The 11,687-nt window shown below is 62.3% G+C and carries 15 protein-coding genes and 1 pseudogene; 8 read left to right on the top strand and 8 right to left on the bottom strand.

What is annotated here, in order from left to right; all coding sequences use genetic code 11:
- Positions 1-34: 34 nt before the first annotated feature.
- Positions 35-1,051: a sugar ABC transporter substrate-binding protein gene (locus NKI52_RS17350; RefSeq protein WP_352449223.1), complete on the bottom strand. Its 1,017-nt coding sequence runs from the start codon at positions 1,049-1,051 to the stop codon at positions 35-37.
- A gap of 230 nt (positions 1,052-1,281) precedes the next feature.
- Here NKI52_RS17350 and NKI52_RS17355 point away from each other — a divergent pair, with 230 nt between their 5' ends.
- The 6 genes from NKI52_RS17355 to NKI52_RS17380 all read left to right on the top strand — a co-directional run bounded on the left by NKI52_RS17355 (position 1,282) and on the right by NKI52_RS17380 (position 6,682).
- Positions 1,282-2,511: an ROK family transcriptional regulator gene (locus NKI52_RS17355; protein ID WP_352679636.1), complete on the top strand. Its 1,230-nt coding sequence runs from the start codon at positions 1,282-1,284 to the stop codon at positions 2,509-2,511.
- A 2-nt stretch (positions 2,512-2,513) separates the two neighbouring features.
- The gene (locus tag NKI52_RS17360; RefSeq protein WP_352698743.1) at positions 2,514-2,960 is read left to right on the top strand and encodes an RbsD/FucU family protein; all 447 of its coding nucleotides are present in this window, start codon (positions 2,514-2,516) and stop codon (positions 2,958-2,960) included.
- Positions 2,957-3,880, top strand: a complete 924-nt coding sequence (locus tag NKI52_RS17365) for a carbohydrate kinase family protein (protein WP_352698745.1) — start codon at positions 2,957-2,959, stop codon at positions 3,878-3,880. Before NKI52_RS17360 ends, NKI52_RS17365 begins: the two co-directional genes overlap by 4 nt.
- Before the next feature lie 253 nt (positions 3,881-4,133).
- Complete coding sequence (locus NKI52_RS17370) at positions 4,134-5,276, top strand: DegT/DnrJ/EryC1/StrS family aminotransferase (protein ID WP_352698747.1); 1,143 nt, start codon at positions 4,134-4,136, stop codon at positions 5,274-5,276.
- A gap of 18 nt (positions 5,277-5,294) precedes the next feature.
- Positions 5,295-5,501 (top strand): hypothetical protein, encoded by a 207-nt coding sequence (locus tag NKI52_RS17375; RefSeq protein ID WP_352576853.1) that lies wholly within the window; start codon positions 5,295-5,297, stop codon positions 5,499-5,501.
- 161 nt (positions 5,502-5,662) lie between these two features.
- Complete coding sequence (locus NKI52_RS17380) at positions 5,663-6,682, top strand: LLM class flavin-dependent oxidoreductase (RefSeq protein ID WP_352645761.1); 1,020 nt, start codon at positions 5,663-5,665, stop codon at positions 6,680-6,682.
- A 51-nt stretch (positions 6,683-6,733) separates the two neighbouring features.
- Here NKI52_RS17380 and NKI52_RS17385 read toward each other — a convergent pair whose 3' ends face one another.
- The 3 genes from NKI52_RS17385 to NKI52_RS17395 form a co-directional block, all read right to left on the bottom strand.
- Positions 6,734-7,216, bottom strand: a complete 483-nt coding sequence (locus tag NKI52_RS17385) for an RES family NAD+ phosphorylase (protein ID WP_352645759.1) — start codon at positions 7,214-7,216, stop codon at positions 6,734-6,736.
- On the bottom strand, positions 7,213-7,647 hold the full coding sequence (locus NKI52_RS17390) for an antitoxin Xre-like helix-turn-helix domain-containing protein (protein ID WP_352576915.1): 435 nt from the start codon (positions 7,645-7,647) through the stop codon (positions 7,213-7,215). The genes NKI52_RS17385 and NKI52_RS17390 overlap by 4 nt, the downstream gene beginning before the upstream one ends.
- A gap of 69 nt (positions 7,648-7,716) precedes the next feature.
- Complete coding sequence (locus tag NKI52_RS17395; RefSeq protein ID WP_352569917.1) at positions 7,717-8,343, bottom strand: CDP-alcohol phosphatidyltransferase family protein; 627 nt, start codon at positions 8,341-8,343, stop codon at positions 7,717-7,719.
- 273 nt (positions 8,344-8,616) lie between these two features.
- Between NKI52_RS17395 and NKI52_RS17400 the strand changes: the two genes are divergently transcribed.
- The gene (locus NKI52_RS17400; RefSeq protein WP_352698749.1) at positions 8,617-9,090 is read left to right on the top strand and encodes a phosphatidylglycerophosphatase A family protein; all 474 of its coding nucleotides are present in this window, start codon (positions 8,617-8,619) and stop codon (positions 9,088-9,090) included.
- A gap of 43 nt (positions 9,091-9,133) precedes the next feature.
- On the opposite strand, the gene NKI52_RS17405 is transcribed toward NKI52_RS17400, so the two are convergent.
- The 4 genes and pseudogenes from NKI52_RS17405 to NKI52_RS17420 all read right to left on the bottom strand — a co-directional run.
- Positions 9,134-9,313 carry a hypothetical protein gene (locus tag NKI52_RS17405; protein WP_352698751.1) on the bottom strand — a complete coding sequence of 60 codons (180 nt, stop codon included), beginning with the start codon at positions 9,311-9,313 and terminating at the stop codon, positions 9,134-9,136.
- A gap of 10 nt (positions 9,314-9,323) precedes the next feature.
- Positions 9,324-9,500 (bottom strand): aromatic-ring hydroxylase C-terminal domain-containing protein, encoded by a 177-nt coding sequence (locus NKI52_RS17410; RefSeq protein WP_352645753.1) that lies wholly within the window; start codon positions 9,498-9,500, stop codon positions 9,324-9,326.
- Positions 9,501-9,505: 5 nt separating this feature from the next.
- A complete protein-coding gene (locus NKI52_RS17415; RefSeq protein ID WP_352645751.1) occupies positions 9,506-10,837 on the bottom strand; it encodes an FAD-dependent monooxygenase in 1,332 nt (443 codons plus the stop codon).
- Positions 10,838-10,853: 16 nt separating this feature from the next.
- Positions 10,854-10,922: pseudogene (locus NKI52_RS17420) on the bottom strand (hypothetical protein); the annotation flags it as partial.
- A gap of 97 nt (positions 10,923-11,019) precedes the next feature.
- Here NKI52_RS17420 and NKI52_RS17425 point away from each other — a divergent pair.
- A complete protein-coding gene (locus NKI52_RS17425; protein WP_352645749.1) occupies positions 11,020-11,463 on the top strand; it encodes a MarR family winged helix-turn-helix transcriptional regulator in 444 nt (147 codons plus the stop codon).
- The last annotated feature ends 224 nt before the right edge of the window (positions 11,464-11,687 follow it).

The following is an 11,687-nucleotide window of genomic DNA, read 5'->3' on the forward strand; positions in this document are numbered from 1 at the left end:
GTTCTTTTGAAGTTGAGCCGATCAGGGGATCAAATCAACCCCAGCACTTGCTGAGGCCTTGCTTCGTGTCGATGGATTCGATGCCGGCGGCAGGCTTGTCGGTGATCAGCGTCACGCCGGTGTTGTAGAAGTTCAGACCGGGCGACGGCTCAGGCTTCTTGCCGCTGTCGGCAAAGGTCTTGATCGCCTCGATGCCGAGCGAGGCCATGAGCAGTGGATATTGCTGTGAAGTGGCGCCGATCACGCCCTCGGCAACGTTCTTGACACCCGGGCAGCCGCCATCGACCGAGACAATCAGGACGTCCTTCTCCTTGCCGACGGCCTTCAGCGCCTGGTAGGCGCCCGCGGCCGCGGGTTCATTGATGGTGTAGACGACGTTGATATCCGGATCCTTCTGCAGGCAGTTCTCCATGGCAGTGTGCCCGCCATCCTCATTGCCGCTCGACAGATCGTGACAGACATTGCGTGCGTCGGTTTCGTCGCCGATCTTGTTGGGGTCGCCGAGGTCGATGCCGAAGCCCTTCATGAAGCCTTGATCACGCTGCACGTCGACGGAGGGCTGGCTGGCGATAAGATCCATGTAGGCGATGTGCGCGTCCTTGGCCTTGTCGCCCAAGGTGGCCTTTGCCCAGGAGCCGATAAGCTCGCCGGCCTTGAAATTGTCGGTCGCAAACGTCGCATCGGCGGCGTCGGCAGGCTCGAGCTGGGTGTCCAGAGCGATCACCAGCACCCCTGCATCACGCGCCTTCTTCACCGCCGGCACGATGGCCGCAGTGTCGGTGGCGGTGATCAAAATACCCTTGGCGCCGTCGGCGATGCAGGATTCGATCGCCGCAACCTGGCCCTCATTGTCACCTTCCGCCTTGCCGGCGTAGGCCTTCAGATCGACACCAATTTCCTTGGCTTTCGCGGCGGCACCTTCCTTCATCTTGACGAAGAAGGGATTGGTGTCGGTCTTGGTGATCAAGCAGGCGCCGACCCCGGCGGCCGATGCCGTCGATGCAAACGCCATCAAGCTCAGTCCGGCCGCGGCAAACACGGTGGATTTCAACAGTTTTGACGTGGTCACGATTTTCCTCCCATGGAACCATTTAGGATGCCGGCCAACCGGCATCTGCAGCGCGTCCGACGAAATCTCCCAGTGTCGACGCCGATCTCAAGAGACACCAGTCCGCCAGCACTGTCAATAATTAAATCACTCTTATTTATTATTGACATCGCAGGATTGTTCACCCACTCTAGACCAAAAGCATTGAGGGGAAACCGACGGGAGGAACAGGGGTGGAGACCGGCGTTACGAGGCACGGTTCGCCCGATGCGGCCGAAAGCCGCCTGCACCGCGGCACCAATCAAAGCGGCATGCGGGACCACAATGAGCGGCTGGTGCTGTCGCTGGTGCGTCAGCACGGCAGCCTGGCCAAATCCGATATTGCGCGCATGACGGGCCTTTCGGCGCAGACAGTGTCGGTCATCATGCGCGAGCTGGAGGAGGACGACCTGCTCGTCCGCCAGGCGCCGTTGCGCGGCAAGATCGGCCAGCCCTCGATACCCATGGCGCTCAATCCCGACGGCGCCTATTTCATCGGCCTGAAGATCGGCCGCCGCAGCGCCGAGCTAGTGCTGATCGATTTCCTCGGCAATGTGCGCTCGATGCTGCAGCATTCATACCGCTATCCGGCGCCGCGCGAGACGGTGGAATTCGTCACGAGCGGCATGAAGAAGATGCGCGGCGAACTCACCCCGGCGCAGGACAAACGCATCGCCGGGCTTGGCATCGCCATGCCGTTCGAATTGTGGAACTGGGCCGACACCGCCGGCGCACCGCGCGAAATCATGGACGAATGGCGCCATCGCGACATCCGCGCCGATATCCAGGCGCAATGCGAATTTCCAGTCTATCTGCAGAACGACGCCACCTCGGCCTGCGGCGCCGAGCTCGTGTTCGGCCACGCGGCGGGTGCGGCACGCGATTTCGTCTATTTCTATATCGGCGCCTTTGCCGGCGGCGGCATCGTGCTGAACGGCCGGCTGTTTGGCGGCCCGACCGGCAATGCCGGCGCGCTGGGCTCAATGCCAGTGCCCGGGCCGGACGGCAAGCCGACGCAGTTGATCGACGTGGCGTCGATCGCCATGCTGGAAAAGGCGCTCAACGCGCGCGGCATCGAGGCCTCGCATCTGTGGACATCACCGGGGGACTGGGGCGAGATCGGCGCCGAGCTTGACGACTGGATCGCCAGCGCCTCGCAGGCGCTTGCCTATGCCATCGTTTCGGCCTCCTCCGTCATTGATTTCGAAGCCGCGGTGATCGACGGATGGATGCCGCTTGCCGTGCGCAGGCGGCTTGTCGATGCCGTTATCCAAGCCATCGGCCGGATCGACGGCGAAGGCCTGAGGCTGCCGGCCGTTCGCGAGGGAACCGTCGGCATCCATGCGCGGGCGCTGGGTGGCGCCAGCCTGCCGCTGTCGGAGCGCTTCCTCATCGGCTCGACCACGATTTCCCGGAGCTTCTGAGCATGCTGATCGGCATCCCGGCGCTGCTCGGCCCCGAGCTTCTGGCGATATTGCGCGCGATGGGCCATGGGGACGAGATCGCCTTGGTCGACGGCAACTACCCGGCCGAGCAGCAGGCACAGCGGCTGATCCGCGCCGACGGTCATCATCTCGTCCCGGTGCTCGATGCGGTATTGAGCGTATTGCCTGTCGACGACGCCGTGCCGCAGGCGCTGTTTCGCGCCTCGGCCAAAGGCGATCCCCTGCTCGCCGATCCGGTTCACCATGAGATGGAAGCGATCTGCGCCAGGCGTGCGCCGGGCCGCACGGTGGTTGCGCTTGCCGGCGCCGACTTCTATGCACGGGTCAAGACCGCGCACGCGATCGTCGCGACAAGCGAGCCGCGGCTCTATGCCAACATCATCATTCGCAAGGGCGTGATCTATCCGCCGGAAAGCAAGACTTCATGATTCTCTGCTGCGGCGAAGCCCTGATCGACATGCTGCCGCGCACCACGACGGAGGGCGAGCCGGCCTTTGCGCCCTATGTCGGCGGTGCCGTCTTCAACTCGGCCATTGCGCTCGGCCGGCTCGGAGCGCCGGCCGGCTTCTTCTCCGGCCTGTCGTCGGATCTGTTCGGCGGCCAGTTCAGGGAGGCGCTGGGGGCCAGCAAGGTCAGTTCCACCTATGCGCACACTTCGCCGCGGCCGACCACGCTCGCCTTCGTGCGGCTCACCAACGGCCAAGCGACCTACACATTCTATGACGAGAACACCGCCGGGCGCATGCTGACCATCGAGGACCTGCCGGAACTCGGCAGCGAGATCGAGGCCATGCTGTTCGGCGCCATCAGCCTGATCTCCGAGCCGGCCGGATCGGCCTATGAGGAGTTCATGCGGCGCGAGCATGAGCGCCGCGTGATGATGCTCGATCCCAACATCCGGCCAAACTTCATTCCCGACAAAGCCAAGCACCTCAGGCGCATCCGCAACATGATGGCGATGGCCGATATCGTGAAACTGTCGGACGAGGATCTGAACTGGTTCGGCGAAGCCGGCTCGCATGAGGACGTCGTCCGCAACTGGCTGGATCGCGGTCCGAAGCTGATCGTCGTCACCCATGGCAGCGAGGGGGCGGTCGGTTACAGCAGCCAGCACCGCGTCACGGTCGTGCCGGACAAGGTCGAGGTGGTCGATACGGTCGGCGCCGGCGACACGTTCAATGCCGGCATCCTCGCCTCCTTGCACGAGCAGGGCCTGCTGTCGAAGACGGCAATCGCCAGCTTGCCGGAAGAAGCCATCCACAAGGCGCTGACGCTCGGCGCCAAAGCCGCGGCGGTGACGGTATCGCGGGCCGGCGCCAACCCGCCATGGCGGCATGAAATCGCCTGACCGGCTGGCAACAGCCTCGCGGACCGCTTGCCGGCGATCACTTTATGTTTCGCCCAGCCAGTGGGGCGGGATACAAAGGCCACATCAAGCATGCCGAAGCCCGGATTTCCTCGCGTTTAAGAGGGCAGATCGGAAACCAGAGGTAACAGGCTGCGACACTTGAGCAATTCAGGGTTTTGCCCTGCGGCTTTCTCGGCCGTGCCAAGTCTGCTACCAGCGGCCGGTTATCTGGCTAAAACCGTTTGAGGCCGACATGCAGTTCATCGATCTTGGCGCGCAGCGCGAACGCATCCGCGACAGGCTGAAGGCGGCAATCGACCGCGTCGTCGACGAAGGCCGCTATATTCTCGGACCTCAGGTCGCCGAATTCGAAAACAAGCTCGCCGCCTATATCGGCACCAAGCATGTGGTCGCTTGCGCCAACGGCACCGATGCGCTGCTGCTGCCGCTGTTTGCCGCCGGCATCGGCCCGGGCGACGCGGTGTTCGTGCCGAGCTTCACCTTCGCCGCCACGGCCGAAGTGGTGGCGCTGACCAAGGCCGAACCGGTGTTCGTCGATGTCGATGCCGACAGCTACAATATCGACGTCGCCAGCCTCGAGGCGGCAATCGCCATGATCAAGGCGGAGGGCCGGCTGAGGCCGAAGGCAATCATTCCCGTAGACCTGTTCGGCCTCGCCGCCGATTACGAGGCGATCATGGCCATCGCCGATCGCGAAGGCCTGATGGTCATCGAGGATGCGGCGCAGGCGACCGGCGGCTCGGCTCACGGCAAGATGTGCGGCTCGTTCGGCACCGTCGGCTCGACCAGCTTCTATCCGGCAAAGCCGCTCGGCTGCTATGGCGACGGCGGTGCGATGTTCACCAATGACGATGCGCTGGCCGAACAGCTGCGCTCGTTCGCCTTTCACGGAAAGGGCGAAACGCAATACGACAATGTCCGCGTCGGCATCAATTCACGGCTCGACACGCTTCAGGCGGCGATCCTGATCGAGAAGCTGGCCATCCTCGAAGACGAGATGGTGGCGCGGCAAGCGGTCGCCAATCGCTATGCCGAAGGTCTCGGCGATATCGTCAAGGCGGCGCGCAATCTGGGCGGCGGCCGCTCGGCCTGGGCGCAATACGCCATCGAAACGCCGAAACGCGACGGGCTCAAGGCACATCTCGGTGAAAAGGGCATTCCGTCGGTCATCTACTATGTGAAACCGCTGCACAGCCAGATTGCCTATCGCGATTATCCGCGCACGCCGACCGGCCTTGCCGTTTCGGAAGAGTTGCCGAAGCGCATCCTGTGCCTGCCGATGCATCCCTATCTGAGCGAGGCTGACCAGGACCGGATCATCGAAACGATCCGTAACTATATCGGCTCGAATTCGGCGCATGTAGCGGCGGCATAAATTCGAAAGTTTCGAAGAGTGGTCGCGGAATACATCGACGAGTTCATCATGTTCTGCGCCGGGTTGTGGATGGCTGGCGTCGGCTTCGGATTTCTCGCGGACCCGTTCCAAGCTCGCCCCGGCCAGCAGCAAGCATGGTGGACCAACTTTGGGACTCGCTTCAAATGGATGGGACCGCTGTTGATCCTCATCGCGATATTGCTCGCGTTCGCGGCACCTTCCTAGACTCGCGTCCGACGGCAGCTCGGCACGGTCGGCATCGTTGATCAACAACCGCCGATTCAAGCTTTGCGCGTCAAGGCAGGCGATCATCGGCACCGATTTTGCGATGCTTTGCTGCGCGCCGCAGCATAGTCTGCACCTGGCTCCCCTTTAGGCTGGTTCTCATGAAGAAGATTGGTTTCCTCTCGTTCGGGCATTGGACGCCCTCGCCGCAATCGCAGACGCGGACGGCATCCGACGCGCTTTTGCAGTCCGTCGACCTGGCCGTCGCGGCCGAGGAGCTGGGTGCGGACGGCGCGTATTTCCGCGTGCATCACTTCGCGCGCCAGCTCGCCTCGCCCTTCCCGCTGCTGGCGGCGGTTGGGGCGAAGACCAGCCGAATCGAGATCGGCACGGCGGTGATCGACATGCGCTATGAGAACCCGCTCTACATGGCCGAGGACGCCGGCGCCGCCGACCTAATCGCCGGAGGGCGTCTGCAGCTGGGCATCAGCCGCGGCTCGCCGGAGCAGGTGATCGAGGGATGGCGCTACTTCGGCTACGCCCCGCAAGAGGGCGAGAGCGATGCCGACATGGCCCGCAGACACACCGGAGTGCTGCTCGAAGTGTTGCTGGGCAAAGGCTTTGCGCAGCCCAATCCGCGGCCGATGTTTCCCAACCCGCCCGGCCTGCTTCGCGTTGAACCACACTCGGAGGGCCTGCGCGACCGCATCTGGTGGGGCGCCGCCACCAACGCCACGGCGGAATGGGCGGCGAAGCTGGGGATGAACCTGCAAAGCTCCACGCTCAAATTCGACGAAGGCGGAAAGCCGTTTCACATCCAGCAGGCCGAACAGATCCGGGCTTTTCGTGAGGCCTGGAAGACGGCCGGACACACGCGCGAGCCGCGGGTGTCGGTCAGCCGGAGCATTTTTGCCTTGGTCGACGATCGCGACCGCGCCTATTTCGGCGGCAATGAGAGCGGAGATCAGTTCGGTTACATCGAGGCAGACAGGCGCGCCGTCTTCGGCCGCTCCTATGCCGCCGAGCCGGACATCCTCATCGAGCAGCTAAAGGGCGACGAAGCCATCGCGGAGGCCGATACGCTGCTGCTTACCGTCCCCAACCAGCTCGGGGTCGACTACAACGCCCATGTCATCGAGGCGATTCTGACCCATGTCGCCCCAGGCTTGGCCTGGCGCTGACGAGTTTGAACAATCGACGCCGCAGGCAGGAACCTGCCCCTCCTGACCTGCTCAGGAGCCGAACAGGCGACTGTCCCAATATACGGGTTGATGCAGGCTGGCTGTGATCAAGGCAAACTCCGGATGGGTCGGATTGATCAACACGTTGTTGTCGAGGCGAGCCACGACGCTTGGCACGATCAAGATCGCGCTGCGGCGCTCGACATACCACGTCTCGCCGAATTCCTTCCTCACCTTTGCCGGCATCATATCCCACCCCGGCAGCGACGGCTGCGAAAATATCTCGTAGCTTAGCCCGCGCGGAACCATGATCTGGACGTAGTGCTGGTTGGGCGGCAGTCTGCCGCTGCCGTGCACCAGCTTTTCCAGCAACGCTGTCGAATAGTGCTCGCTGGTGTAAATCACTGGGCTGCCAGGCGTGTTCCAGCGGCCGGGCGCGATCGTCGAGCCCGTCGCGTCAAAGATCGGATAGATGCCGGCAGGATCGCCGATCCTGAAGCACGGCAGCGTCCGATCGAGTATCTGCGCCGTCAAGCGGCAGTGCCGTATTTCAGGCCTGCAAGGATATCGATCACCAGCTCGGCGCCGATCTCGTTTTGGATGACCATTTCGATCGGGCGTCGGTCTTCCAGCATGGGATGAGGTCGAAATAGAAAGTCACGAGCCTCATCTTCGATCTTCCAGACGTCGAGGGCCAAGTCCCATGCACGAGCCACCCGTGCCACCCGCATGCCCTCCTCCGAAGACAGTCGAAGAGCGCCCCTCTTGCGACGTTCATAGGTTGCCTTTGGAACGAGGCGGTATTTGAATTGGGCATCGGCCGGTGCCAGCAATTGTGAGACGCGTTCGAGCGCGCCGATGGGCAATCCGCCTTCAATTCGAGCCATCAGCCCGAATGGCGACCGTGCAGCCGTTTCCTTGGGCGACAGCCCCAGCACGTCGGCTATATTTCCAAATGCTAGCATCTCTGCTTCCCATTCATATGAAGCAGTATATAGCCTCACATGAGGCTGAATGCAAGCGTTCTTGCGGTCTCACGGCTGGTTGCCGTCGGCTCGTTTAAGCATCGCAAATGCACGACTGATCCGTTGTAGCGCTGTGGCGTTGGCCAGCACTGCGTACAGCGCGAACCCACCCGCCAGAATCCAGGGCGAAGCCGCGCCCATGGCGGTCGCGACTCCGTCCGCGGCGAGCAGCACGCAAATGAACACCAGACGTTCCATCCGCTCGAAGAAATCCGGCCAACCATGGTTTTCTACGGGAATTTCCAGCGCCGTCCGTGCCTTGGCGTAACTTGTGAGTATCCCGCCGGCGAACGCGAACATTGCGATCGCCCACAGATCGGCGACCCAGCCGATTGCCGCAAAGACGGCCAATTCCTGATAGCGGTCGACGACAGCGTCGAAATAGCCACCGGCCTTGGTGCTCATATTTGTCCGGCGGGCGACCGCACCGTCCAGCGCGTCGAAGGTGAAGGCAAACGCCAGGCAAAGGCCAAAGGCAAGACTTGAATGGTGATAGACATAGGCGGCCGACGACAAGGCGACGAGCACGAGCCCGCTAGCCGTAACCTGGTTCGGCGTCATGCCGATCCCGATCAGCGGAGAGGCGGCCTGCTCCCATAGCGGGTCGATGCGACTTTTCATGAGACCGGCGATCATGGCGGCTCCTCTGATGATGTCGTTTCACCGAGCTTTACCAGCAATTTGCGGGTTTGTTCCACCGTCGCCACCGTTCGACTTGGTCAACGCAGACGGAGAACTGGCTCAGCAACGTTCTCAACCCGCCGCAACAGCGATTTCTTTCGGCGAATGCGGCCGGCGGAATAAGGCGCTCGCCAAGCTGACGGAGCAAATCGGCCGGCGGTCTGGCGGTCGCACCCGAACGATGTGACTATGATTGCTTGCCATCCGTCGGAAGCCGGCCGAAACTCGATGCATAAATTTTCACCCAAGTTTGCCTACCTGCTCGCGACCTCTCTTGGCGCGGGATTATCTCCAATATGGCCGGGCACGGTCGGCGCAATGGTTGGAGTGGCTGTTGCCGCAGCTCTGATACCTGCATCGCCTTGGCTGACCGTGCTTGCCTATGCGGCCCTGTTCGCCGTTGGCGTATGGGCGTCATCGCATGTTATCTCCCGTACCGGGACGGAGGATCCGCAGATCGTCGTCATCGATGAGACCTTCGGCGCCGCCGCGACACTTTCCATGCTTCCGATCGACCCACTCTGGTGGGCAGCAGGCTTCCTTGCTTTCCGGTTTTTCGACGTCGTCAAGCCTTGGCCCATCCGTATCGTGCATGACAAGGTAAGGGGTGGGGCCGGCATTATGCTGGACGACGCGGCCGCGGCTGTCGTCGCTGGGGCGTTGCTGCTCCTGCTGAACGGTTTGATTGACCATTTGCGGTAACGGCGACATTCGGTCTGCCAAGGCCACGGTGATCCATCGGAGTTTAGCGCCACAAGGGAAGACCGGACCGATGCGAAGCCACAGGATCGCGGCCATTCCAGGCGATGGGATCGGCAAGGAAGTCGTAGCGGCCGGGCTTCGTGCGCTGGCCGTCTGCGCCCTTGGCATCGCCCGCATTCCCGGCGACGACATCGGCGTGCCAGAACGCAGGAGGCACCCGCACTCGCCGCCGCTCACCGATGGTGTTCGTGTGCCTGCGTACGGAAACCAAACCCGTCAAGTGTTTCGATCAGCACCTGTACGCGATCAGGCACACCGTGCATTGATCGCCACGCGACAAAGCCGTCAGGCCTGACCAAGGCGGCACCGCCGCTTTCAACCCCGAGCGCGGAAGGCCACCGATGGTCCAAGTCAATCAGATCCCCGCACCCAAGGCGTGGCAGGTCAGCGGCATACGGAGGCGTTGGCTTACGGCGTCAGCGGCCTGACACCATGCTTCGTCGGCGCAGAGGAGAAGAAGATCGCGATCGCACAAATCGAGACTCGAAATCCGCTGGCCGGCGCGCTCGACCGCGAAATGCGGTAAACGCGTGCCAGGGCGACCCGACAGCTTGGCGGATTTTTGGAACGGGTGATCGTCCGGTGTGGATTCCCGAGCCACGATGCCTGCAGTGTAGCGTTGGCCAAATACCACGTCGTAATCCTCGACGATCGCAACAGGAGGAGGCAACCGCTTCGACGGATCGTCGAACCATTTCTGTAGGCGGGCGAGCGCTTGCGCCAACGTAGCCTCGATGACCGGCCGGCGCTCCATGTCATAGCTATCCAGCAACGAGGGATCGGCATGCCCGCGTGCTACCATCGCAAGCTTCCAGGCAAGGTTATGGGCGTCGTGGATACCTGAATTGCCACCGAAAGCGCCTGTTGGGGGCATCACATGTGCGGCATCCCCCACAAGAAACGCGCGGCCTCGGCGGAATTGGCGCGCTGTGAGGGCGGCCACTTCCCAGGAGCGCGCATCGACAAGCCTCGTCGTGATGTCCGACCGGCCCGCACCTCGTATGATCAGTTCCCTGCATTTGGCTTCATCAAAATCCTGTGGTTTCTCGCCCTTTTCGGGAAAGTACTGGAGCGCCAGAAGCCATCGTCCACCCTCCCTGGGCGTGAAGGTCCCGTTGAGGTCCGTCACGAAGCACGACGTGAAGCGCTTGCCGCCTATCGTCGGAGGCATGTCCGTGTCAAAGACTACATTCATCCAGTGCTGAAGGCCGCCTGCCCCGCTGCGGCTGATCTCCAGCCTTTCTCGCAGGGAACCGTTCGCACCGTCCGCCACGATCAGATAGTCGGCCGAGATGACCTCCTTTGCGCAGGTCGCGATATCGCGAATTTCCGCGCGGACGACGGTCTCGCCCTGATCGAAAGTCACCAGCTCCGCGCTAAAACGCACATCTGCACCGTTCCGCTCGGCGTAGCGGCGCAGAATCGGTTCCAAGACGTGCTGATCACACGTCGCCGGTTGCGTGGGGCTGAGGGCACTTGCATCCGGCCACGCCGGTCCTCCCCATTGAATCTCCGGATCGGCGAGATTCCTGGCGCGCGCAATAGCGCCTGCCTGCTGGTCCCCCGTCCGATTTGTACGAATCTCCGCCTCGAGGCCGAGGCTTCGGAATATCTCCATGCTGCGCGGGGAGATGCCGGCAAACTTGTACTGGATTGACGTGGTCGGGATGACGCTCGACGAGGACACACGCAATGTCGTTGTGAGCCAGTAGGGCGGCCGCCGTCAGACCGTTCAGGCCGCCTCCGACGACGAGAACCGTGGTATTGGTCATCCCGGATCTCCTCTCATTGGTTTGACCAAAAAAACATTTTGATTTATCAAATCATATGATTGGTCCAAGTATGTGTCAAGACTCGAAGGAGCGTGGAATGAGACCGGGCCAAGATCGCTTGCAGCACGCCACCGAGGCATGGCGCCTGATGTTTGATTTCCTGATGCGGTCGGCGCCGGACCGGTTGGCGATCCAGCAGAAATTGGGCCTGACGCCCAACGACTCGCGCGCCCTCTTCACGCTCGACAAAGATGCGGGCAAGCCGATCGGCGCATTGGCCGCTCAATGGCACTGCGACCCTTCGACGGCAACCTGGCTGACCGATCGGTTGGAGCAGGCGGGGCTCGCCGCACGTGTTCCGTCGCCAAGCGATCGCCGTGTCAAACTTGTCAAGCTTACGGCCAAGGGTGCTGCAACCATTGAGGAATTGACAAGGGAATATCACAAGCCCCCTGCCGAGATGCTTGCGCTTACACGCGCGGATCTGGATCAGCTGGTCGGCCTGGTCAGAAAGTTACAGGCTGGCAAGTTCGAAGGTTGATTACGTCCCCCCGAGGGGGCATCCCGTGCACCACATGAAATAGCAGGCGATAAGCGTCCCGGCGCCGCTCGAAAGCATCTACAGAGTCAGTACGCCATGCGTGCCGACAAGCGGCATCATGGCATCTACCTCGATCATGGGGAGTCGCCGACGGTCAGCGGCCATTGCCTATGCCGCGTAGTGGGATATCGGCGGCGGTGCGATGAACCTGCTATCTGCGCCAG

It is taken from the genome of Mesorhizobium sp. M0590, assembly GCF_040320905.1.
In the GTDB taxonomy this organism is placed as follows: Bacteria; Pseudomonadota; Alphaproteobacteria; order Rhizobiales; family Rhizobiaceae; genus Mesorhizobium.